General features: G+C 64.6%; 20 protein-coding genes and 1 pseudogene. 9 read left to right on the forward strand and 12 right to left on the reverse strand.

Annotated features, from left to right (window positions below; all coding sequences use genetic code 11):
* The first annotated feature begins 1 nt into the window (after position 1).
* The gene (locus tag K5H97_RS15735; protein WP_028690791.1) at positions 2-3,280 is read left to right on the forward strand and encodes a transporter substrate-binding domain-containing protein; all 3,279 of its coding nucleotides are present in this window, start codon (positions 2-4) and stop codon (positions 3,278-3,280) included.
* Here the strand turns inward: K5H97_RS15735 and K5H97_RS30035 are convergent.
* On the reverse strand, positions 3,255-3,749 hold the full coding sequence (locus tag K5H97_RS30035; protein WP_371349979.1) for a methyl-accepting chemotaxis protein: 495 nt from the start codon (positions 3,747-3,749) through the stop codon (positions 3,255-3,257). The genes K5H97_RS15735 and K5H97_RS30035 overlap by 26 nt on opposite strands.
* 42 nt (positions 3,750-3,791) lie before the next feature.
* Positions 3,792-4,631 (reverse strand): annotated as a pseudogene (locus tag K5H97_RS30040) (PAS domain-containing protein); the annotation flags it as partial.
* Positions 4,632-5,057: 426 nt separating this feature from the next.
* On the opposite strand from K5H97_RS30040, the gene K5H97_RS15745 reads away from it, so the two are divergent.
* Entirely contained in the window at positions 5,058-5,444 is a 387-nt protein-coding gene (locus K5H97_RS15745) for a VOC family protein (protein WP_028690789.1), read from the forward strand.
* 91 nt (positions 5,445-5,535) lie between these two features.
* Positions 5,536-6,105, forward strand: a complete 570-nt coding sequence (locus K5H97_RS15750; RefSeq protein ID WP_028690788.1) for a hypothetical protein — start codon at positions 5,536-5,538, stop codon at positions 6,103-6,105.
* Positions 6,106-6,150: 45 nt separating this feature from the next.
* On the opposite strand, the gene K5H97_RS15755 is transcribed toward K5H97_RS15750, so the two are convergent.
* Positions 6,151-7,830 (reverse strand): MFS transporter, encoded by a 1,680-nt coding sequence (locus tag K5H97_RS15755; protein ID WP_028690787.1) that lies wholly within the window; start codon positions 7,828-7,830, stop codon positions 6,151-6,153.
* 204 nt (positions 7,831-8,034) lie between these two features.
* Here K5H97_RS15755 and K5H97_RS15760 point away from each other — a divergent pair, with 204 nt between their 5' ends.
* A complete protein-coding gene (locus K5H97_RS15760) occupies positions 8,035-8,721 on the forward strand; it encodes a helix-turn-helix domain-containing protein (protein WP_028690786.1) in 687 nt (228 codons plus the stop codon).
* Here the strand turns inward: K5H97_RS15760 and K5H97_RS15765 are convergent.
* Both K5H97_RS15765 and K5H97_RS15770 read right to left on the reverse strand, forming a co-directional pair.
* Positions 8,704-9,597 (reverse strand): sterol desaturase family protein, encoded by an 894-nt coding sequence (locus tag K5H97_RS15765; protein ID WP_028690785.1) that lies wholly within the window; start codon positions 9,595-9,597, stop codon positions 8,704-8,706. The two genes, K5H97_RS15760 and K5H97_RS15765, sit on opposite strands and share 18 nt — an antisense overlap.
* Before the next feature lie 104 nt (positions 9,598-9,701).
* Positions 9,702-10,511, reverse strand: a complete 810-nt coding sequence (locus K5H97_RS15770) for a DNA-binding protein (RefSeq protein WP_051555682.1) — start codon at positions 10,509-10,511, stop codon at positions 9,702-9,704.
* A gap of 265 nt (positions 10,512-10,776) precedes the next feature.
* Between K5H97_RS15770 and K5H97_RS15775 the strand changes: the two genes are divergently transcribed.
* Positions 10,777-11,565: a formate/nitrite transporter family protein gene (locus tag K5H97_RS15775; protein WP_028690784.1), complete on the forward strand. Its 789-nt coding sequence runs from the start codon at positions 10,777-10,779 to the stop codon at positions 11,563-11,565.
* A gap of 56 nt (positions 11,566-11,621) precedes the next feature.
* On the opposite strand, the gene K5H97_RS15780 is transcribed toward K5H97_RS15775, so the two are convergent.
* The 5 genes from K5H97_RS15780 to K5H97_RS15800 form a co-directional block, all read right to left on the reverse strand.
* On the reverse strand, positions 11,622-11,918 hold the full coding sequence (locus tag K5H97_RS15780; RefSeq protein ID WP_028690783.1) for a DUF3144 domain-containing protein: 297 nt from the start codon (positions 11,916-11,918) through the stop codon (positions 11,622-11,624).
* Positions 11,919-11,946: 28 nt separating this feature from the next.
* Positions 11,947-12,582, reverse strand: coding sequence for a LysE family translocator (locus K5H97_RS15785; RefSeq protein ID WP_028690782.1), 636 nt, complete (start codon positions 12,580-12,582; stop codon positions 11,947-11,949).
* Between the two features lie 90 nt (positions 12,583-12,672).
* A complete protein-coding gene (locus tag K5H97_RS15790; RefSeq protein WP_051555681.1) occupies positions 12,673-14,010 on the reverse strand; it encodes an MFS transporter in 1,338 nt (445 codons plus the stop codon).
* 43 nt (positions 14,011-14,053) lie between these two features.
* Positions 14,054-15,595, reverse strand: coding sequence for a class I adenylate-forming enzyme family protein (locus K5H97_RS15795; protein WP_028690781.1), 1,542 nt, complete (start codon positions 15,593-15,595; stop codon positions 14,054-14,056).
* Positions 15,596-15,597: 2 nt separating this feature from the next.
* Complete coding sequence (locus K5H97_RS15800; RefSeq protein ID WP_028690780.1) at positions 15,598-16,776, reverse strand: acetyl-CoA acetyltransferase; 1,179 nt, start codon at positions 16,774-16,776, stop codon at positions 15,598-15,600.
* Between the two features lie 141 nt (positions 16,777-16,917).
* On the opposite strand from K5H97_RS15800, the gene K5H97_RS15805 reads away from it, so the two are divergent.
* From K5H97_RS15805 to K5H97_RS15820, 4 genes are all read left to right on the forward strand, one after another.
* Complete coding sequence (locus tag K5H97_RS15805; RefSeq protein WP_028690779.1) at positions 16,918-17,490, forward strand: LuxR C-terminal-related transcriptional regulator; 573 nt, start codon at positions 16,918-16,920, stop codon at positions 17,488-17,490.
* Positions 17,491-17,619: 129 nt separating this feature from the next.
* On the forward strand, positions 17,620-18,120 hold the full coding sequence (locus K5H97_RS15810) for a sigma-70 family RNA polymerase sigma factor (protein WP_028690778.1): 501 nt from the start codon (positions 17,620-17,622) through the stop codon (positions 18,118-18,120).
* Positions 18,121-18,130: 10 nt separating this feature from the next.
* Positions 18,131-19,066 carry a FecR domain-containing protein gene (locus tag K5H97_RS15815; protein WP_028690777.1) on the forward strand — a complete coding sequence of 312 codons (936 nt, stop codon included), beginning with the start codon at positions 18,131-18,133 and terminating at the stop codon, positions 19,064-19,066.
* A 111-nt stretch (positions 19,067-19,177) separates the two neighbouring features.
* Positions 19,178-21,661 carry a TonB-dependent siderophore receptor gene (locus tag K5H97_RS15820; protein ID WP_028690776.1) on the forward strand — a complete coding sequence of 828 codons (2,484 nt, stop codon included), beginning with the start codon at positions 19,178-19,180 and terminating at the stop codon, positions 21,659-21,661.
* Between the two features lie 136 nt (positions 21,662-21,797).
* On the opposite strand, the gene K5H97_RS15825 is transcribed toward K5H97_RS15820, so the two are convergent.
* Positions 21,798-22,721, reverse strand: coding sequence for an alpha/beta fold hydrolase (locus K5H97_RS15825; protein ID WP_028690775.1), 924 nt, complete (start codon positions 22,719-22,721; stop codon positions 21,798-21,800).
* A gap of 163 nt (positions 22,722-22,884) precedes the next feature.
* Positions 22,885-23,172 carry a DUF3077 domain-containing protein gene (locus K5H97_RS15830; RefSeq protein WP_028690774.1) on the reverse strand — a complete coding sequence of 96 codons (288 nt, stop codon included), beginning with the start codon at positions 23,170-23,172 and terminating at the stop codon, positions 22,885-22,887.
* Positions 23,173-23,261 lie beyond the last annotated feature (89 nt).

Consider the following 23,261-nt stretch of genomic DNA (forward strand, 5'->3'; position numbering starts at 1 on the left):
CATGACTAAGGGGGCATCACTGTGCCTGCTGCTGGTCGCGTTGCTGTCGCCATCCGCACTGAGCGAGGTGCACAGCGAGCCCCGCCACCTGCTTGCCCGTGCCCTGAGCGCGGCGCCACCGCTGGCGTTGGCAGCGACCGACCGACAGTGGCTGAACCAACGCAAGCGCCTGGTGCTGGGCAGCTCGCGCCCGGACTATCCACCCTTCGACATCAACATCAGCCAGGCTGACTACGAAGGCCTCAGCGCCGACTATGCCGGCCTGATCGGCGAACAGCTCGGGCTACCCATCGAGGTGCGACGCTATGCCAGCCGCGCCCAGGCGCTCGATGCCTTGCGTGCCGGCGAGATCGACCTGCTGGGCAGCTCCAATGCCTTCGAGGCCAACGATGCTGACCTTACGCTGAGCCTGCCCTATGCCGACGACTTGCCGGTTATCGTGTCCCGGCAGAACCGAAGCCTGCGCGTAGAGGACAAGCTTGAGGGTCTGCGCCTGGCCATGGTCGACCATTACCTGCCCATTCGCACAGTGCAGCAACTCTACCCCCACGCTCAGCTCAGCCTCTACCGCTCCACGCTCGCCGGTGTGACCGCGGTGGCGCTGGGGCAAGCCGATGTCTACCTGGGTGATGCCATCAGCGCCGACTACGTGATCGCCAAGGGCTTCCAGGAAAGGGTCAAGGTCGATCATTTCGTTCAGATGCCGGCCAGCACTTTTGCGTTTGCCCTGGCTCGAGACAACCCGCGCTTGCTGCAACTGGTCGACCTCGCCCTCGGCCGCATCTCCGACAGCGAACGGCTGAACATCCTTCGGCGCTGGACGGGCGGCAGCACCAGCTTCCTGCTCGACCGCCGCCTCGACGCCCTGACCCACGAAGAACGCGAGTGGATCGCCCGGCACCGGCAGGTCAAGGTGATGATCAACACCACCCTCGCCCCCCTGAGTTTCACCGACGCCCAGCAGCAAGCACGGGGGATTGCCCTGGATTTGCTGGAGCGCATCGGCCTGCGCACCGGCCTGCAATTCCAGATCGTCGAGTCGGAGTCATTCGAGGACATGGTCGAGCAAGTCGCCCAAGGCAAGGTGGACATGATCGGCGCTATCGGCTACGGCGTGCATCGTGCCCAACGCCTGCGCTACACACGCCCCTACATGATCAGCCCGCGAGTGCTGGTCACCCGCCAGAATGCACCGCCACTAGACACCAAGCAGCCGCTGCAGGGGTTGCGCGTGGCACTGCTGCGCGGCTCGCCATTGCTCGACGACCTGGAACGCCAGGTCGTCGGCCTGCGTACCGTGGAGGTCGAAAATCCCTTGCAGCTCATGGAGGCGGTGGCCAACGGTGATGCCGACGTCGCCATCAACTCGCACGTCAATGCCGCCTACTTCATCAACCAGGCTTTCAGTGGTCGCCTCAAAATCGCCGGGTTACTGGGCGATGAACCCGCCCTGGCGACCTTCGCCGTCAGCCCCGCGCTGCCACAACTGCAGGCGATCCTCGACAAGGCGTTGCTGAGTATCCCACCTGATGAGCTGGAGCAACTGGTCAATCGCTGGCGCACCAACGCAGTGGCCAGTGACAGCCCCTGGCGCAATTACCGCACGCTGGCGCTGCAGGTCCTGGTGCTGGCCACGCTGCTGCTGGCCGGCGTGGTGTTCTGGAACAGCTACCTGCGTAAACTGATCCAGCAACGCAGCGAGGCCCAGCGTGCCCTGCAAGAACAGCTTACGCTCAGCCGCGGGCTGCTCGAACAGCTGCGTCAGGCCAAGGACGACGCCGAGCAGGCCAGCCGGGCAAAAAGCACCTTTTTGGCGGTCATGAGCCATGAGATCCGCACACCGATGAACGCCGTCATCGGGCTGCTCGAAATGGCCCTGGAGGACAGCCGCCACGGCCACAGCGACCGCCAGGCGCTGGAGGCGGCCCACGATTCAGCGATCGGCCTGCTCGAACTGATCGGCGATGTACTGGACATCTCACGCATCGAGGCCGGCCACATGACCTTGCAACCGGTGGCCACCGACCTGGTCGAGATCGTGCGCACCACCCTGAGGGTTTTCGAAGGCAACGCCCGTCTCAAGGGGCTCAACCTGCGTGCTGTACTGCCCGATACCTGCGCCTGGGCGCTTGCCGATCCGTTGCGCCTCAAGCAGGTACTGTCGAACCTGCTGAGCAATGCGATCAAGTTTACCGACCAGGGCCAGGTCGATGTGTCATTGGTGGTGACCCCGCTCGACGGCGACCTGCAGCACGTCACGCTGCAGATCAAGGACAGCGGTGTAGGCATCAGCTCCAGCGACCAGACACGGCTGTTCACCACCTTCTCCCAGGTCGATGGCCGCCAGGCGCGCCAAGGCGCAGGGCTGGGACTGGTGATCAGCCGCGAGCTGTGCGAGCTCATGGGCGGCGAGCTGCGCTTGCACAGCATCGAAGGCCTGGGGACCCAGGTCGATGTCCACCTCACCCTGCCCGCTGCCGAACCCGCCACCCGGGAGTCGCTCGACCGCGCCTCGATCGAAACCGGCAGCGGCCCCCTGCGCGTCCTGGTGGTCGACGATTATCCGGCCAACCTGCTGCTACTCGACAAGCAACTGCGTTCGCTGGGCCACCAGGTGACTCTCGCCGATCACGGCAAGACGGCGCTGGCACTCTGGCAAGTCGGTCGTTTCGACGTGGTGATCACCGATTGCAGCATGCCGGTCATGGATGGCCATACGCTGGCCCGCAGCATCCGTGCCGAGGAACGCGAGGCTCGATCACCGGCCTGTCGCATCATTGGCGTCACCGCCAACGCCCAGGCCGAAGAGCGTCAACGCTGCCTGGACAGCGGCATGGACGAATGCCTGTTCAAACCGATCGGCCTGCAGGCGCTCAGGGCATGCCTGCCACTGGCCACCACCCTGCCCGAGCAGGTCGACATGATGCCACGGCCCAGCGGCTTCGACCTGGCCGAACTGCGCCACCTCACCCAGGACGACACTCAGTTGACCCGGCGCCTGCTGGAACAACTGGCGCAAAGCAGTGCCGAGGACCTGCAGGCATTGCATGCGCTCGGCGCAGATCCGTCACCCGAGGCCCTGGTGCCCGTTGTCCATCGGGTCAAAGGTGGCGCGAAAATGCTCAAGGTCAGAGGTGTCAGACAGGACTGCGAAGCCTTGGAGCAAGCCATCGCCCTAGGCCTGCCCGTGGATCAATTACTCGCCCGGTTGCGGGCGAGCCTGCAAGGCCTGGAGCTGGAGCTTCGCCAGAGCCTCAGTGCAATTGAAGGGTCGAACTGATCTGACTGATGGCGTCCACCACGTGCCGTGATCCCTGCTGGATCTCCATGATCACCGTGCCGGCCTCGTTGGCCAGCTCCACGCCCAACCCCGTGCGGGTCAGGCTCGACTGCATGCTGGCCACCGCGGTCAGTGACAGGTCGTGATTCTGCCGCACCACCTCGACGATCTCCAGGGTCGCCTTACTGGTGCGCGCCGCCAGGTTGCGTACTTCGTCGGCGACCACGGCGAAGCCTCGGCCATGCTCGCCGGCCCGGGCCGCCTCGATAGCGGCGTTGAGCGCCAGCAGGTTGGTCTGGTCGGCGATGCCGCGGATGGTGAGGACGATCTGCCCGATCACCTCGGACTGCTTGCTCACCGCATCGATGGTACGGGCGGCGTCGTTCAACTCGGAGGAAATCTGCTCGATCACCTCCACCGCCTGCTGCACCACCTGGGTGCCCTTGCGCGCGCAGGCGTCGGTCTGCATCGAACTGGCATGGGCAGCATCGGCGGCGGTCTGCTGGGTGCTGATCTGCCGGGTGATGTCGCTGGCGAACTTCACCACCTTGTACAACCGGCCCTTGTTGTCGAAGATCGGGTTGTAGGACGCCTCCAGGTACACGGTCTGGCCCTGCTTGTTGATGCGTTCGAAGCGGTGCGAGTGGTACTCGCCGCGGTTGAGCGAGGCCCAGAAGTCGCGGTACTCGGCCGACTCGCGCTCATGGGGCAGGCAGAACAGCCCATGGTGGCGCCCGACTACTTCCTCCAGGCGATAGCCCATGGTATCGAGGAAATTCTGGTTGGCCTTGATTACCCGCCCGGCCGGGGTGAACTCGATTACCGCCATGGAGCGGCCGATGGCCTTGAGCAGGCTTTCGCTCTCATGCTCCTCGATCACATGGCGGGTGATGTCGGAGGCCACCTTGATCACGCTGGTGACCTGCTGGCGCTCGTCGATCACCGGCATGTAGCTCGCCTCCAGCCATACTTCGCGGCCCGCCTTGTCCAGGCGCTCGAAGGTACCGCTGATGGCCTTGCCCTGACCCAGCTCACGCCAGAGTTGCTGATACTCGGCACTCTTGGCGTAGGTCGGGTCACAGAAGATCCGGTGGTGCTTGCCACGTATCTCATCGGCACTGTAGCCCATGGTCTTGCAGAAGTGCTCGTTCGCTTCGAGGATCGTGCCATCCGGCGCGAACTCGATCATCGCCATGGAACGGCTGATCGCCGCCAGCTTCGCCTCCATGCCCGCCAGGGCTTGCCGGGCGCGCTGGATTTCGACCAGATCGGACTTGCGATGGTATTCGAACATGGGCCGGGGCTCCTGTATCCACGGGATGTCCTGAGCATAGATCGGCCCAAGCACCATGCAAGCGATCTGATATCACTTTTGGATTATGCATTTGTACCGTCTGTCTGCCCGATGCCTCAACGCCTACCAGTCGAGCCCAGGCGACCTCCTCCGGCGGAGCCATGCGTCCAAGCGAAGTGTCTTGCCATAGTGATTCAGCGCGGCCTTGAGCCAGGGCAGCGCCGCCGTCACCATACCGACCGTGCCCAGCAGGTCGGTTTCGAAGGCCTGGCGCCATAGCGGCACAACGCCTGCAGGCGCCGGTGATGCGGCGCATGGCGACACGGGCAATGCGCTTGCTGTTCGACCTGGTGACGTGCCGACACACCACAAGGCTCAGCGATCTCCGGTTGAAAGTCTGCGAACCAATCCACCCGGTGCAGGCGGCCCTTCTATAATCCCCAGGTACCCGCAGCGCGATGCTGCCCCTTCAGAGGGATACACATGAAGATCGTGGTCACCAGCATCCTCGTCGACGATCAGGCCAGGGCCCATGCCTTCTACCACCATGTCCTGGGTTTCGAACCCAAGCACGATATCCCCATGGGCAAGCACCGCTGGCTCACACTCACCTCCCCCAACGACCCCAACGGCGTCGAGCTGCTGCTCGAACCCGACGCCCATCCCGCGGCAAAAATCTACAAGGCCGCGCTCAAGCAGGACGACATTCCCGCCACCTCCTTCGGCGTGCGCGATATCCAGGCCGAGTATGAGCGGCTGTGCAAGGCCGGCGTGCAGTTCACCCAGCCGCCCACGGCCATGGGCCCGGTCACCGTGGCCGTGTTCGACGACACCTGCGGCAACCTGATCCAGATCGCCCAGCGGCATTAGCCGGCAGGCCCGCACCTTATACTCGCGTGGTTTTCCACGTGGACTGCTACATTGCTGAACTAACCCGGCGCAGCCAGAACAAGGACAACCCATGCGCTTCGAATTCAGCGAAGTACTCAACGACCTGATCGACTATTTCCTGCTCGGCGATATCCAGTTGCTCGAACAGTTCAAGGAAGACCACGACCTGCCCGACGACCTCGCCCGCGCCTTCACCCGCGGCGACAGTGGCGACCTGGCGGTGGCGCAGGGGGTAATCCTGCCCCTGGCCGGAATCGACAACCTGCCCTACCGCATCCTGTTCACCCTCGACGAGCCCACGCCGGCACTGCTGGAGCCCGGCAGTCGCCTCAAACATCGGCGCGCAGGGTATGTGCTGCGGATCGAGAACCGTGCGCTGATGCTGTTCACCTGGCGCATCCTGCAGCACTTCACCAACAAGGCCTTGGGCGACCTGCTGGCACGCTACCAGGAGCCGGGGCGACCGATCATCGAGCTGGATAACGGCTGGTACACGGTGGAAGTACTGGCGGGTGCCGTGGTGCGCGATGGATTGTATGAACCGGCGTTCGAGTTCGTGCTCAAGAAGGCGTATGCCAAACCGCAGACCTCGGCGGTGGATGTCGGGTACCGGTATACCTTGCGTGGATACTTCGACTGACCGACAAGCCCGCTCCGCGTATGCGGGGAGCGGGCCAGCAGGCAGTCAGGTGTGGTTGATGTCGCGATCCTTGGTCTCCGGCAGGAAGAAGATCCCCAGCACCGCCGTCATCACCGCGATCACGATTGGGTACCACAGCCCGTAGTAGATATCCCCGGTCGCCGCGACCATGGCGAAAGCCACCGTTGGCAGGAAACCGCCGAACCAGCCGTTACCGATGTGGTACGGCAGCGACATGGAGGTGTAGCGGATCCGCGCCGGGAACAGCTCCACCAGCCAGGCGGCGATCGGGCCATAGACCATGGTCACGTAGATCACCAGGATGCTCAGCAGCAGCAACACCATCGGGTAGTGGATCTTCGCCGGGTCGGCCTTCTCGGGGTAGCCGGCCTCCTTCAGGGCCGCCGTCAGGGTGGCGGTGAAGGCATCGCTTTGGGTCTTCAGGTCAGCCGCGGCCAGGCTGCTGCCCTCGAAACTCGGAATCACCCGCTCACCGATGCGGATCTGCGCCACGCTGCCGGGCTCGGCCTTCTCGTTCTCGTACGGGATCGCCCGCTTGGCCAGCAGGCTCTTGGCGATATCGCAGGAGCTGGTGAACCGGGCCTTGCCCACCGGATCGAACTGGAACGCGCACTGCCCGGGGTCGGCCACCACCACCACCGGGTTCTGCTCCTGGGCGACGAACACGTCCGGGTTGCCGTACTCGGTCAACGCCTTGAAGATCGGGAAGTAGGTCAGCGCGGCGATGATGCAGCCGGCCATGATGATCTTCTTGCGCCCGATGCGGTCGGACAGACTGCCGAAGACAATGAAGAACGGCGTGCCGATCAGCAGCGAGCCGGCAATCAGCAGGTTGGCGGTCTGCGGGTCGATCTTCAGGGTCTGCAGCAGGAAGAACAGCGCGTAGAACTGCCCGGTGTACCACACCACCGCCTGCCCGGCGGTACCGCCGAGCAACGCCATGATCACCACCTTCAGGTTGTCCCAGCGAGCGAACGACTCGGTCAGCGGCGCCTTCGACGCCTTGCCTTCGGCCTTCATCTTCATGAACACCGGCGACTCGTTGAGCTGCAGGCGGATGTACACCGAAATCGCCAGCAGCAGGATCGACAGCAGGAACGGGATGCGCCAGCCCCAGGCCTCGAACGCCTCGGTGCCCATGGCAGTGCGGCAGGCCAGGATCACCAGCAGCGACAGGAACAGCCCGAGGGTCGCGGTGGTCTGGATCCACGCGGTGAAGAAGCCGCGCTTGCCCTTGGGTGCATGTTCCGCCACATAGGTGGCGGCGCCGCCGTACTCGCCGCCCAGCGCCAAGCCCTGCAACAGGCGCAGGGTGATGAGGATCACCGGCGCGGCCACGCCGATGGTCGCGTAGCTGGGCAACAGCCCCACCACGGCAGTGGACAGGCCCATGATCACGATGGTGATGAGGAAGGTGTACTTGCGCCCGATCATGTCGCCCAGGCGGCCGAACACGATGGCGCCGAACGGCCGCACGGCAAAGCCGGCGGCGAAGGCGAGCAAGGCGAAGATGAACGAGGTGGTTTCGTTGACCCCGGCGAAGAAGTGCTTGGCGATGATCGCCGCCAGTGATCCGTAGAGGTAGAAGTCGTACCATTCGAACACGGTACCAAGGGAAGAGGCAAAGATGACTTTGCGCTCCTCCCGGGTGATGCCACGTTGGGGCGCGCTACTGCCCGTGGATGCGCTGTCAAGGACCGCCATGGGTCGCCTCCGTCTGGTTGGGGTAGACCGGAGTGCTCCAGCAGATCCCAAAGCACGCACCCAGGCCCAAGGGCATTACAGGCTGCGCGAAACACGACGAGGCATCGGCCCCGAATCGCGGCAAGTCACTTCAAGCATAATCGGCCTTTGAACGATATCCACTCGCATGAGTGCTTATGGACCAATACGGATAGGAAGCCTGGGATGAACGAACGACAGGACAGCGCTTGGCGAGGTCGACTCTGGCTGGCCGATGACCACTGCCTGTTGCTCGGCACGCCGGGCCGAACCAGCGTCCACGCCCATTATGCCCACCAGGTGCTGCTGTCCCTCGAGGGCGAGCTGTACGTAGAAATCGCCGGCGAAAAGCGCTGCGGCCGTTCGCTGGCCATCGAGTCGCTGCAGCCCCACGCCATCCCCGAGCGTCAGGCGCCCTGCATCACTCTGTTTGCCGAGCCCCTGGCGTTTACCCTGGAAACCTTGCTCGACGTCTGCCAACAGGCGCCGCGTGATATCCCCGGTCTCGCCCAGGCGTTGCGTCAGGCGCCGCGCCGCCCATTGGACCCGCGTCTGGCAAGATCCCTTGCGCGGATCCGGGCGTTGGACGAGCAGCGTCTGCCAGCCACGGCACTGGCTCAGGAAGCCGCACTGTCGATCAGCCAACTGGAGCGCCTGTTCAGCGGCAGCCTCGGCCTGTCGGTACGACGCCTGGTGCTGTGGCAGCGTCTGCGCCAAGCCCTGCGCCAGGCGCTGGCCGGTGCCTCCCTGACCGAGGCGGCCATGGCCGCGGGCTTTTCCGACTCGGCGCACCTCTCCCGCAGCCTGCGTCAGCAGTTCGGTATTCGCGCCAGCGACGCCCTGCGCCACCTGCGTTCAGACGCGCTGATCTAGGGCCTGGCGCAGGCCGCGTGGCAGCGGCGCTGGCGGCTGCGCCGTGGCCGCCGGTCGAAACGGCTCACACAGCTGTGCCAGGTAGGTTTGCGGGTAGTCCGGGCGATCGCCGATACCCATGTCGTCATCGGCCAGCCCATAGTCCGGCAGGTGCAGCGCGGTCCCCAGCAGGCGATCCCACAGCGGGAAGAACAGGGCGAAATTGACGTCGCCCAGCCTGCCGTACTTCAGGTGGTGCAGCCGGTGCACGGGCGCCCAGGCGAACAGATGGCGCAGGCCACCGATGCGCATGTCGACATTGCTGTGCTGCAGCAGCAACTGCACCGAGATACTGAAAGCCAGCAGCGCCGCGACATCCTGTGGCAAACCCAGCAGCAACAATGGCACCACACCGCCCAGGGCCTCGGCCAACTGGTGCAGCGGATGCTTCATCAGGCCATTGAAACCGTACAGCCGGGTCACGCTGTGATGCACCGCGTGCAGGCGCCAGAGTAACGCGCTGCGGTGGCTGGCGTAGTGCACAAGGGTGATGCCTAGGTCGGCCAGTGGCAGCGCCAGGAGCAATTGCCACATTACCGGCCAGTGGCTGGGCCACAGGCTGCTGGCCGGCAGCCAGCCGGCAAACAGAGGAATGACGGCGATACTGGCGACATTGAGCGTTTCGTTGACCAGCGCGTGCAGGCCATCGCGTCCGCCCTCCCCGCCGGCCTCGCTCCAGGCGGGCTTGTAGGGGTACAGCGCTTCGCAGGTGAATGACAGCAAGATGGCAACGCCGAGCAGGGGCAACAGCCAGAGGATGTCGGCACCGAGGTTGATCAGCCATACGGCGGTGGCGATGAACCCGAGGAAAAAGCATGGGGCATAGAGGATGCGCATGGAAGGCTCCGAACATGGATGGAGCCCCAGTGTTGCCCGGCAACTGAATCAGGCGCTTGAACGAACGGCGCATCCGCTGCCTCAGGCCAGCAGGCAGCCTGCGATCATTCGCCTTTTCGCGTCGCCAACTGACGGCGCATCTCGTCATTGGCGCCCTGGGCCTGCGCCAGTATCGCTCGCAAGCCCTGCACCTGGGCGTCACGCTGCTGCAGTTGTTCGTCCAGCAACCGGCTCTGGGCCGTTGCCTGGCGCTGCTCGGCGAGCAGGCGCTCATTGTCGCGGTGCAGGCGGGTGACCTCGTCCTGACGAGCGATGGCCCCCTGTTGCAAGGTCTGCAATTGTCCCTGCAACTGTCGCACCTGGGTCTCGTTCCGGCGTTGCTCCTGCTGGCGCTGTTCGAGGCTGGCGCGCAGTTGCTCGTCCTTGTCTGCCAAGCGCGCTTGCAATTCGCCCTGGGACTGGCTCAGACCAGCACTGCGCAGTTGTTCGGTTTGCAGGCTGGCCTGGCAGGAGGCCAGGCGTTCTGACTCGGCGTGCAGCGCACCACTCAAGCGCTCCACCTGGCGCAACGCGTTGGCCAGGTCACGCTGAGCCAGTTGCAACTCAGCCTGCATCGCCGCGCAACGGGCCTCTGCGGCGGCCTCAGCGGCGTCGATGCGCGCCTGTCCTTCTTCCTGCAATTGCGCCGCCAGTCGCTCGACCAATCGCCCCAGGGGCTCACTTAGCGCCGCCGTGCTGCCTAGCATTTGCGCCGGCTGGCGATCAAGCTCTTTCAGGTAGCGGTGAATGGTGGTCTTGGACCCGGTATTGCCCAGTTCGATACGTACCGCATCGATACTAGGGTGTTCACCCCGGGCCATCAGCGCTTGCCGCGCTTGGTAAACAGCTGCCTTGTCGATGCCTATACGCGCCATTGCTCACTCCACCGTTACATACCATGGAATGTACCATGTAATTTCGGTGAATACTGCCTGCTCCACAGTGCCTTTTCAAGCGCGTCGATAGCAATCCGCTTGGATACCCAGCCCTCATAGATGAGATCTATCACCTCATCCAGCCTATCGATTTGACCGCGTCAAATTGCCTCAGCTAACGTGCCGCCCGCTTCGCAGCTGCCCCCCTGCTGCCAAACCCCGACCCGCGGCCTGAGCCACCGTCCTTGCGTTCGAGTTGTTGATAATGTCTGTGAATACCCCCTCCCGGATCACCGAGCTGGTCATAGAAGCCGGCACCCGCAAAGCCCATCTGCCCACCCGCGCCACCCTGATCCTCGGATTCCTGGCCGGGGCATTCATTTCCCTGGGCTTCCTGCTGGCAATCCACGTCAGCACCATGATCCCCACGCCATGGGCCTCGTTCGGCACCCTGCTGGGCGCCGCGGTGTTCCCCATCGGCCTGATCCTGGTGATCCTGGCCGGAGGTGAACTGCTCACCGGCAACATGATGAGCCTGCCCCTGGCGATGTTTGCCGGGCGTATCCGCCTGTGGGCGGTCGCGCGCAACTGGGCCCTGGTGACCCTGGCGAACTTGCTGGGCGCGCTGTTCGTCGCCTATTGCTTCGGTCATCTGCTCGGGCTGACCGAGGGAGCGTACCTGGGCAAGACCCTGGCGGGCGCGACCAGCAAGGTCAGCGCCGACTTCCTTCATGCCTTCGTCTCCGGCATCGGCTGCAACTGGCTGGTGTGCCTGGCGGTGTGGCTTTCGTACGCCAGCCGTGAAATGAGCGGCAAGATCCTCGGCATCTGGTTCCCGATCATGGCCTTCGTCGCCATCGGTTTCCAGCACGTGGTGGCCAACATGTTCCTGATCCCGGCGGCAATCTTTGCCGGTTACCTGAGCTGGGGACAGTTGCTGGAAAACCTGGCGGCGGTATTCCTGGGCAACGCCGTGGGTGGCGCGATCTTTGTCGGCCTGGCCTACTACGTCTCGTTTGGTGTACCGGCGCAGGAACAGGGCGCGCTGCAGTAACCGACTTCAGCCCTCGCGGCGCCGGCGAAGCGCTGCACGGCCTGGCGACGGATGACTCAGCTGTCCTGGCCCAGCACGTAGCGGTCGAAGTGCTGGATATGCTCATCGAGGTTGTCCTCGAGCATCATCCGGTACTGCTCGCAGAAGTACTTCAGCAGTTCCTCCCGCGCAGCGGCCATTTCCTGTGCGGACTTGAAGCTGCGCGCGGTCATCCAGGCATTGAAGCGACTGGCGGCGAAGGTCAGCGAAGCGCTGACCTTGCCAAGATCCTCAAGCTTTTCGATCTGCTGGTTGGCCAGTTCGATATGCGCGTCGGCGCGGTCGTAGAAAGCCTGGTCGGTGGCTTGTGCCATGGAGATCTACCTATTGGAAAGGTTGAATTCAGGCCGTCTTGGCCTGAACGGTGAACAGGCTGGCACCCAGCGTCATGAACGAGACGCCGAACAGGCGATTCATCAAGCGCGCGCGGCTTGGCGCGGCCAGCTGGTTTTTCAAGGCCTGGGCCAGGGTGACGTAGAAAGCGTGGGACAGCATCGAGCACAGGGCGAAGGTGACTACCAACAGGGCGAGCTGGCCCTCGGCGCCGTGGCCGGTGCGCATGAACTGCGGCAGGAAAGCGGCGAAGAACAGGATCGCTTTCGGATTGGTCAGCGCCACCGTCACGCCATTGAGCAGCAGCCGGCGATTGCTGGCGATAGCCTTGGCCGGCTGCTCCAGCTGGTCGAAGGCGCTGCTGCGGCTCTTCCACTGCTTGATGCCCAGGTAGATCAGGTAGCTCGCGCCCAGCACCTTGAGCAGCAGGAAGGCCGTGGCCGATGACTGCAGAAGCACCCCAAGGCCGGCACTGGTGGCGGTTGAGACCACCAGCAGGCCGAAGGCGTTGCCAAGTGAACCGAGCATCGCCCGCCTCGGCCCGTGGGACAACGAATTGGACAGGGCCATGATGACCCCGGGTCCTGGCGACAGGGTCACCAGCATCGAGACAACGACAAAACCGAACCAATCGTGAAGCGACATCCTTGTACATCCCCGGAGCGATAACGTGAGGCGGCGACTGTAACAGGATGCTGCGCCCAGCGGAAAGGCGAAGGACAGGTGTTCCGTGTGTCAGCTCAAGGCTGGGGATCGGCCCGTGGCGTCCCCGCCCCGCTGTTGCGCATCAATGCTACAGGCCACGAAATCCTCCTGACGCAACACCACCAGCGCCACCAGCGACGCCACGCCGGTGCCCACGTAGAAATACCACGGCGCGGTGATATCTCCGGTCACCTTGATCAGCCAGGTGGAGATCAGCGGCGCGCTGCCGCCGAATACCGCCACCGGAATGTTGTAGGCCATGGCGATGCCGGTGGAACGGATGCGCGTCGGCAGCAGCTCGCTCATCAGCGCGTAGGTCGACGAAGCGTACAGCCCGAACAAGATCGCCACCGCCATCAACGGCCAGAACAAGGTGGCCGGGGTGGCGCCGGGCGCGGTCTTGAAGAACCAGTACATGGCCAGGGTCGCCAGTGTACCGATCACCATCAGGAATGGCTTGCGCCCGTAGCGGTCGGTAAAGGCGCCGCCGAATGGCATCACCAGCGCCGCCGACAGGCTGGCGACGAACACGTAGAGCAAGGTGGTGCCGCTGTCGAACTTCAAGGTGTTGGACATGTAGGTCGAGGCGAAGGTCAGCACCAGGTAGAAGATCGAGCTGTGCAGGGTGATGATGAAGAACACCAGGGCGATCGAGCGCTTCCACTGCCACACCTCGCGCAGCGGCGCCTTGGAAGTCTGCCCGGCTTCCACCAGGGCGAGGAACTCCGGGCTGTCCTCGAGCTTGAGGCGAATGTACAGCGAAATGAAACCCAGGGGGCCGGCAATCAGGAACGGAATCCGCCAACCCCAGTCCTGCATCAGTTCGGCGCCCAGCGCCCAGGTCATGCCATTGGCCACGGCGCCGCCCAGCAGCAGGCCAAGCACCGCGGTGACCATCAGCCAGCAGGTGGCGAAGCCGCGCCGACCAGGGCCGGCGTACTCGGAGATGAAGCTGGTGATGGTGCCGATCTCCCCCCCGGCGGAAAAACCCTGCACGCAGCGGATCAGCACCAGGATCACCGGTGCGGCGATGCCGATGCTGGCGTAAGTCGGCAGCAGACCGAGCAGGAAGGTAGAGCCGGCCATCATCACCAGCACCGTGATCAGCGTGCGGCGGCGGCCGATCTTGTCCGCCAGCGGACCGAAGAACAACCCGCCCAGCGGGCGGATGAAGAAGCTCAGGGCGAAGGCCGCGAAGCTCGCCAGCAGGCTGCTGGTGGGGTCGTCGGAGACGAAGAAGGCCTTGCCGATATACAAGGCCAGGAAGCCGTAGACGCCGTAGTCGTACCACTCGATCAAGTGGCCGGTGGTGGCGCCGATAAAGGCGCGGCGCCGCTGGCGCTGGGTGTTGCCGGGTGACATGCCCATGTCGGGAACTCCTGTCGTGGTGCTTTCCATGAAAAGTGGCGGGTCAGTGGCGGGCGAACGCCCCGTCGGGCTCCTGCAGCCACTGGCGCACCTGGGTCTTGAGAATCTTGCCGTAGCTGTTCTTCGGCAGCTCGGCGCAGAACAGGTACTTCTTCGGCTTCTTGAACGAGGCCATGCGCGCCAGGAACCACTGGTTGAGCGCCTGGGCATCAAGGCTGCCTGGCGTGCGCGGCACGACGAAGGCTACCACCGACTCGCCCCATTCGGCGTCAGCCTCGCCCACCACGCAGGCCTCGAACACCTCGGGGTGCTGGACCAGCACTTCCTCGACTTCGCGCGGGTAGATGTTGCTGCCACCGGAGATGATCACGTCCTTGCTGCGGTCGGTCAGGGTCAGGTAACCGCGCTCGTCGAGGTAACCGATGTCGCCGGTACGCAGCCAGCCGTCCACCAGGGTCGCCTGGGTGGCCTGCGGATTGTCCCAGTACCCCTGCATCACCACCGGCCCACGCACGCTGATCTCGCCGGGTTCGCCGGCCGCCTGCGGCTGGCCGGCGCCATCCACCACACGCACCTCGACACATGACTGCGCCCGCCCCACCGAAGCGGCGATGGCGGGCCAGCCTGCTTGCGCGCGGTCGGCGATAATCTCACGCGACAGCGCGCTGATGGTCATCGGGCATTCGCCCTGGCCGTAGATCTGCACCAGCCGCGGGCCGAAAGTGTCCAGGGCCTCGGTGAGGTCGGCCAGGTACATCGGGCCCCCGCCATAGACGATGGTCTTGATACCCCCGCCGTCATAGCCCTGCTGGCGGGCCTGCTCGACCATGCGCTTGACCATGGTCGGCGCGGCGAACAGGCTGACCTGCCCCAGCGTCTGCGCCAAGCCGAACAGCTCGGCGGCCTGGAACCCCCGGGACAACGGCACCACGTGCCGGGCGCCGCAACGCACGTGGATGAAGTTGTACAACCCGGCGCCATGGGACATTGGCGCAGCGTAGACCACGGCATCGCCGGCGCTCACCGGGTCGACATCCAGCGGGTAGCACAGCGACATGGCGACCAGGTTGCCATGGGACAGCATCACACCCTTCGACCGCCCCGTGGTGCCGGAGGTATAGAACAGCCAGGCCAGGTCACTGTCCTGGCGCGGATGCGGCTGCGCCAGTTCATCGTTGTCGAGCGTGCCGGGCACAGCCAGGGCTGGCACGGCGAGCTCACGGCAACCGTCCGGCAGGGGCGCGCCGGCGAAGACCTCGCCCTCGTCGGTATGGATCAGGCGCGCTCCGGCGTTACCGACGATCCAGGCCGCTTCCAGAGCATGCAGCTTGCTGTTGATCGGCACCGCCACCGCCCCGCTCCACCAGATGGCGTAGAGCAGTTCCAGGTAGGCGCAGCTGTTCTTCAACAGCAGCGCCACCCGGTCGCCCGGTTCGATGCCATGGGCGTGACGCAGCTCCAGCGCCCGCGCCCGAACCCGGGCGGCGAACGTCCGGTAGTCGGCGACCTGGCGCGCCCCCTCGAACAGCGCCGGGCGCTCGGGCCAGCGCTGGGCCGCATCCTGCAGCCAATGAGCGATGTTCATCCTCAGACCCTGACGGCTTGCAGCACGCTGGCATAGTTGGCCACCGCCATGCCGCCCATGTTGAACAGCAAGCCGAACTCGGCGTTGGGCACGCCCAGGCCGATGGGCTTGCCGGTCAACTGGGCGAAGCCCAGGGCATGCATCGACACTCCGGTGGCGCCCACCGGATGGCCCTTGGCCTTGAGCCCGCCGGACAGGTTCACCGGCAGCCGTCCACCCTGGCGCACGATGCCGTCGTCCAGCGCTCGGTGCCCTTCGCCCCTTGGCGCCAGGCCCATGGCTTCGTAGATCAGCAGTTCGGCGATGGTGAAGCAGTCGTGCACCTCGGCGAAGCTAAGGTCGTTCAGGGTCACCCCTGCCTCGCGCAGCGCCCCGTGGATCGCCCGTTGCGGCCCCTCGAAGGCCAGCATGTCGCGGCGCGACAGTGGCAGGAAGTCGTTGACCTGGACCATCGAGCGGATCGCCACCTGGCGCCGCATCGACCGGGCACGCTCGGGCGAGGCCAGGATGATCGCCGCCGCGCCGTCGCTGATCAGCGAGCAATCGGTCAGGCGCAGGGGCGCGGCGATCAGCGGGTTGCTGGGTGACACCTGGTTGCAGTGCTCGAAGTCCATCACCCGGTGCATCTGCGCCAACGGGTTGCCCATGGCATTGGCGTGGTTCTTCACGGCGATGGCGGCCATCGACGCCAGCGGGCTGTGGTAGCGCTCGGTGTACTGCTGCGCCACCTGGCCGAACAGCCGGGCGAAGCTCAGCCCGGCTTCCGCCAGGGCGTTCTGGTAGCCGGCACCGGCCAGGGCCCGGGTGACCTCGACCGTGCTGTTGCCGGTCATCTTCTCCGCGCCGACCACCAGCACCAGGTCGGCGGCGCCGCTGCGGATTGCGTTGATCCCGGCCTGGATCGCCGCCGAACCTGAAGCGCAGGCGTTCTCGCAGCGGGTGGCGGGCTTGAAGCGCAGTTGCGGATCGGCCTGCAGCATCAGCGAGGCCGGGAAGCCGTCGGCCACCAGGCCCGAGTTGAAGTGGCCGAGGAACAGCGCGTCGATCTCGGCGGCGTCGATGGCCGCATCCTGCAGGGCATCGCGGGTGACCTGGACGATCAGGTCCTCGAGGTTCAGGCCATCCAGGCGGCCGAAGGGACTGTGCGCGGCGGCAACGATGGAGATGGAATCGTGGAGCATGGTGGTTTTCTTCTGTCCTTGAAGCGGGTATTGCATACAATGTGGCAGTACCCGATTCCCACGCTAGTTGGGGCAACTACGTACGCGAGTAAGTAGTGAGCCGTACGGGACATGCCCCCAAGCACCGAGGCAGGAAGCCTGATGACCGTACCCACCCACGCCTCCCCGGACCTGGAACGCCTGGCGTTCCAGGTTTCACCCGCGCCACAGCTGATCACCGGCCACCGACGCATGCTCGACTGCAACGAGGCCTTCGCCCGGCTGTTCGGCTATACCCGCGAAGAACTGCGCGGGCATCTGACCTTGCTGCTCTATCCCTCCCACGCCGACTACCAGAGCATCGGCGAACGCAGCGAGCACTGGCTGCGCAACGGGCTGGGCGCTTTCTATTCCGACGAACGCTTCATGCAGCACCGCAACGGCGAGGTGTTCTGGGCCAGGGCCCAGGGCTTCACGCTGACGGTGGACGATCCGTTCAAGCTGATGATCTGGCATTTCGAACGGCTCGACCGACAGCCGGCGCCGACGGTGCAACTGACACCACGGGAGCGTGAGATCTCGCTGCATATTGTCAACGGGCTGACCTGCAAGGAAGTGGCGCGGCAGCTGGGGATATCGCATCGGACGGTGGAAGTGCATCGGGCACGGTTGATGAAGAAGTTGCAGGCCAAGAACAGCGCGGAGTTGGTTTCGAAGATCATCTTCATCAGCTGATCAAGGGCCAGGAACCAGCTTGTGCTTCACAGCAGCCACTGGAGCTGCGTTGCAGCCCCAGCTATTGCAATCCCTTCACCACACCGAGACAATGCGAGCAATTACCATTTACATCATGGACCTCGCCCTATGTCGACGCTCGACCGCTCGGCGCTTCACCAGCTATACAGCGAAAACAACGGCTGGCTGAAAAGCTGGTTGCGCGCGCGCCTGGGCAATGCCGCCGATGCGTCCGACCTGGCCCACGACACCTTCCTGCGGGTCATGACCGCCCGCAACCAGACGCCCATCCGCGAGCCGCGCAGCTACCTCAGCGCCATCGCCCGCGCGCTGCTGATCGACAAGGTTCGTCGCCGCGCCATCGAGCAGGCCTACCTGCAGGCCCTCGCCCTGCGCCCGGAGCTGGTCGAAGTGTCGCCGGAGATTCGCCTGTCGATTATCGAGATGCTGGTAGCGGTCGATGCACTGCTCGACGAACTCGGTCCCAGGACCCGCGACATCTTCCTCGCGGTGCAACTGGAAGGGCTGACCTATGCGGCGGTCGCCGAACGCTTCGACGTCTCGGTAACCACGGTGAAGAACCATCTGATCCGGGCCATGACCCGCTGCCTGCTGGTGGTCGACAATTGAGCGCCGAACAGTGGACCTGAAGACCCTCGAGGCCGCCGCGACCTGGTACGTGCAACTCAATGACGGTGCTGGCGACACAGCACGGATCCAGGCCTGGCGCGATTGGCTGGCGGCAAGCCCTGCGCATGCCGAAGCCTGGTCGCGGGTGGAGAAACTCCAACGCCAATGGTCAACGGTGCCGCGCCAGGCTGCGCTGGCAGGCCTGGGCGCGGCTCAGGCGCAACGCCGCGAAGTGCTCAAGGTACTGGGACTGCTGCTGGCGGTCGGTGGCGGTACCTGGTTGGCCAGCGAACAGGTGCCCTATCGCGCCCTGCTCGCCCAGCAGCGCACCGGCAGCGGAGAGCGGCACTCACTGCGCCTGGACGACGGTTCGCAACTGGAGCTGAACGTCGACACCGCACTTGACGTGCACTTCGACGCCCACGTGCGGGCGATCCAGTTGTATCGCGGCGAGATCCTTATCAGTACCGCCCGTGACGCCGCCCGCCGCCCGTTTATCGTGCACACCGACAACGGCAGCGTGCGGGCGCTAGGCACGCAGTTCAATGTGCGCCAAACAGCGCAGCAGACACAGGTCGGAGTGTTGCAGTCCGCCGTCGAGATACGCCCGCAACGCCACCCCGACCAAGTGTTGCGCCTGGACGCCGGCCAGCAGGCCGGATTTGATCGCGACGTGATCGGCCGTACCCAGCCCCTGCCCGCTGATTCCGCGGCTTGGGTCCAGGGTATGCTCAGCGTCAACGACTGGCGCCTGGGGGATTTCATCGCCGAACTGGGCCGCTACCGCCCTGGCCTACTGCGTTGCGCGCCGTCCATCCAAGGCATGCGTATCTCCGGCTCATTCGCCATCGACGACACCGATATCGCCCTGGCGAACCTGCCCAAATCCCTGCCAGTGAAGGTGCGCTACCTGAGCCGCTACTGGGTCAGCGTGGAGCCTGCCTGAGCCCTGCACGAAAAAAAGTTTTCCGCAATCTTGCTGATTTCGATTCTCGTCCGTCCATGACACAAGCCGCGACGACAGCGACTTTCCGCCATGACACGCAAGGATCACCCAATGCCCGCTCCCCACCCCACCGCCCGCCTGCGCCTGGCCGTCCGCCGGTTCGCCTTTGGCCTGTCCCTCGCCAGCGTGCCCTGCGCGCTGCTCGCGCCGGCCCATGCCATGGCCAGCAGCCAGAACACCTACCATATCGCCGCCGGCCCCCTGGGCAATGCGATCACCCAGTTCGGCGTGCAGGCGGGGGTAACCATCTCGTTCGACACCGAGCAGACCCGCCACCTCAGCACCGCCGGGCTCGACGGCAGCTACAGCGTCGAGGAAGGCCTGCTGCGCCTGCTCGCCAGCAGCGGGCTGCAAGCCCAGCGCCAGGGCAACGGCGGCTATGTGCTGGTCCCGGCCGACAACGGAACGGCGATGGAACTGGGGCCGTTGACCATCGACGCCAATCGCCTCGATGCCACCAGCGAGGGTACCCAGTCCTACGCGGCGCGCGCGGTGACCATCGGCAAAGGTGTGCACAGCCTCAAGGAGACGCCGCAGTCGGTCACCGTGATGACCCGCAAGATGCTCGACGACCAGAACCTCAACACCCTGGAACAGGTGCTGGACAAGACCCCTGGCATCACCGTCTACGACTCGCCCATGGGCGGCAAGTACTTCTACTCCCGTGGCTTCAACCTCGATGGCCAGTACCAGTACGACGGCGTGCCGCTGGATGTGGGTGGCAACTATGTGCAGGCCAACAGCTTCTCCAGCGACATGGCCTTCTACGACCGGGTCGAGATCCTCAAGGGCGCGGCCGGCATGATGAAGGGCTCCGGCTCCTCCGCCGGCGGCGTCAACTTCGTGCGCAAGCGCGGCCAGGACAAGGCCCACACCACGCTGACCTTGTCCGCCGGCACCTGGGACAACTACCGTGGCCAGGTGGACGTGGGCGGCCCGCTCAACGAATCGGGTACCGTGCGTGGCCGCGCCGTGGCCACCCTGCAGGATCGCCAGTACTTCTACGACAACGCCAAGCGCCAGGACCAGGTGCTGTACGGCGCCCTGGACTGGGACGTGACGCCCGACACCACCCTGGGCGTGGGCCTTGCCTATGAAGACGTCGACGCCTCGCCCTGCTACCACGGCCTGCCCCGCTACGCCGACGGCAGCGACCTGAAGCTGTCGCGCTCCACCTGCCTGGGCGCCAGCTGGAACGACCAGCAAAGCCAGCGCACCACCGGCTTCGCCGACCTCAAGCATCGTTTCAACGACGACTGGACGCTGAACTTTGCCTCGGTCTACACCCACAACAACCAGAACATCGAGTACGGCTACGCCGAGGGCGCGGTGCCGGTGGGCGCCGGCAGCGCCGGGATCCGCCGCTATGCCGGGCGGTTCGACTACGACCAGGATGACTACGGCTTCGATAGCTACCTCGACGGCAAGTTCGAGGCGTTCGGCCTCGAGCACGAGCTGATCGTCGGCGCCAACGCCAGCCGCCAGCAGACCCACGATTACTTCGCGCTGATGGGCCTGAGCGGTACCCAGAACCCGTTCGATCCGTCCCCGGCCTTCCCCCATCCGTCCAAGGACGCGTTCCTGAGCGCTCCCAGCCGCGGCGGTAGCGTCCCCACCGACTCCACCACCACCCAGTACGGCACCTACGCCACCCTGCGCCTGAAGCTGGCCGAGCCATTGACCCTGGTGCTCGGTACGCGGGTGAGCTGGTACCGCAACAAGAGCGATTCCTACACCCAGGCCTGGGACTACTGGGTACACAACCGCAGCCAGGAAAACGGCCAGGTCACGCCCTTCGCCGCCGTGCTCTACGACCTCAACGATGAGTGGACCGTCTACGCCAGCTACGCCGACATCTTCCAGCCGCAGAGCAATCTGGTGAATGCCCAGGGCCAGGCCCTGCAGCCCAAGACCGGCGCCAACTACGAGCTGGGTATCAAGGGTGAGCTGTTCGGCGGTGCACTGAACACCGCCTTCAACCTGTTCCGCACGGTCGAGGAGCACCGCGCCGAAACCGACTTCGCCGACACCTGCCTGGGCTCGGGCGACCAGTACTGCTACACCGACAGCGGCAAGGTCCGCGCCCAGGGCTTCGAGGCCGAGGTCAGCGGCTCGCCCATCGAACGCCTGCAGTTGCTGGCGGGCTACACCTACACCCAGACCAAATACCTGAACACCATCAACCAGACCGACCCGACCGAGCTGACCTTCACCTCCAGCTTCATCCCGCGGCACATGCTCAAGGTCTGGGGTGACTACCAGCTGGACGGCGCGCTCGAACGCTGGACCGTCGGCGCCGGGGTTTCCAGCCAGAGCGACAACTTCCGCCGCCAGGGCAACCTGAGCATCGAGCAGGCGGGTTACACCCTGTGGAGCGGCCGCGTGCAGTACCGCCTCGACGAGCACTGGAGCCTGGCGCTGAACGGCAACAACCTGCTGGACAAGCGTTATTACTCGACCGTGGGGGCTACTGGCTGGGGTAACTACTATGGTGAGCCGCGCAACTTCATGGTGACGCTCAAGGGGAGTTTCTGATGGGGGCAGGATCGGCGTTGTAAGCGTCGGGTCTTTCAGGGTGTTCGCCGCAAGCCTTGCAGCGAACACCTGGAGGCCTTCACTCGGTCAACAGCCGCCGCAGCCAAAGACCTTGAGAGGGCTGCACGCCAACCACTCATTGTCCGCGCTCCGCCCCCGGTTCGAGGAAAGCCGCAACAGCGCTGGCAAATCGCTCCGGTTGATCGAGCATGACGAAATGAAAACTGTCATCGATGCGGGTGAAATGGATATCAGGTGTCGAGGCATAGGCCCGACGGAACGTTGCATCGACGCTGGATGCAGGCACACCGTAAAAAGCGTCGTAGGCATACACGACTTCGACCGGCGCGCTGATGCGACCGAGTTCGGGACGCAGATCGGTGATCATCAATTCATATACGGCGTCCGCCACAGTCTTGCGATCGGAGCTGATCCCCGCAGAAACCAGCCCTGGTCTGACCACCTCGGTCTTGGCGAGTCGGGCGATGGATGCCTTCTGCATCGCTTCACTCTGCTCCGGCGATGCCGCCAACAGCGAACTGCGCATTGCTGCAGCCTGCACGGTAGCAGTTTCGCTGGTGGCCAAAGGGTCAATCAGCAACGTATAGAACGGCAACGCATCGACGATCATCAAGCGCCCAACCTGATCGGGATGACGAGCCCCCAGCATCAATGCAACCTCTCCCCCCAGCGAATGCCCGATGATCACGGGGGCCTCGATATGCTGGGTGCGGATGTAATCAGCAATTGCCTCGGCCACTGGAGCGAGCACTTTCCCTTCGCTATCGGTCACCGCAGGCGAACCGGCAAAGCCTGCGAGCTGCACGAGGTGAAGGCGGTGGTCCTGGCGTAACCGAGTCGCCAGGTCAGCCCATACCTCACGAGACGATGCCAGTCCCGGAATCAGGATCACATCCCTGCCCTCGCCTTCGACCTGGACCGAGATACGCTGCTGATCAGTGGGTAATGGAGACGATGGCTGGCCGGGTGACGCCGATAGCGACACCGACATCAACGACAAGGTGGTCCCGACTGCCGCGAGGATCATTGCGATACGCATCGGACTCCCCTCTCCAGGCGATGTGCTGCTTGATTCATGGCCACTCCTTTGACTGATGAGAGCTAGGCACTATACGGACTTGTCGCCACGATAGAAGGCGTTGAGGGCACTCGAGCATGGTCTGGGTCGGCGCGGCTGCCCACCCAGACCACCGGCCTCTGTTTCACACCTTCTTCAATATCCCCATATGCGCATCATCCATCAAGGCCTTGGCCATATCGCTCAGGTAGTGCGATGCCCAGACCATCACCGGTTCGTTGTCCATCACCCCAATGAAGGAAGCCCGGCGGGCGCTGTCGAGCAGCACGGAAGCCTGCTCCATGGCGTGGCTTGCGCAGTTGCCGGGCTCGACGCGGAACAGACGCATACCTTTGGTGGCGCCTTCCAGGCAGGTGCAGCTGCCGACGGTCCAGCCGAGCTGGCCGTGGTCTGCTGGGGTTTCGTTGTCCATTTGCGAAATCCTCTCTCGTAGAACAAACCGTGACTCATTGATTTAGCTAACCCCTGAGCGGCCTTGTGTCGCGCAAGGGCTGCGCAGCG

The sequence above is a fragment of the Pseudomonas mosselii genome (assembly GCF_019823065.1).
Taxonomy (GTDB): Bacteria; Pseudomonadota; Gammaproteobacteria; order Pseudomonadales; family Pseudomonadaceae; genus Aquipseudomonas; species Aquipseudomonas mosselii.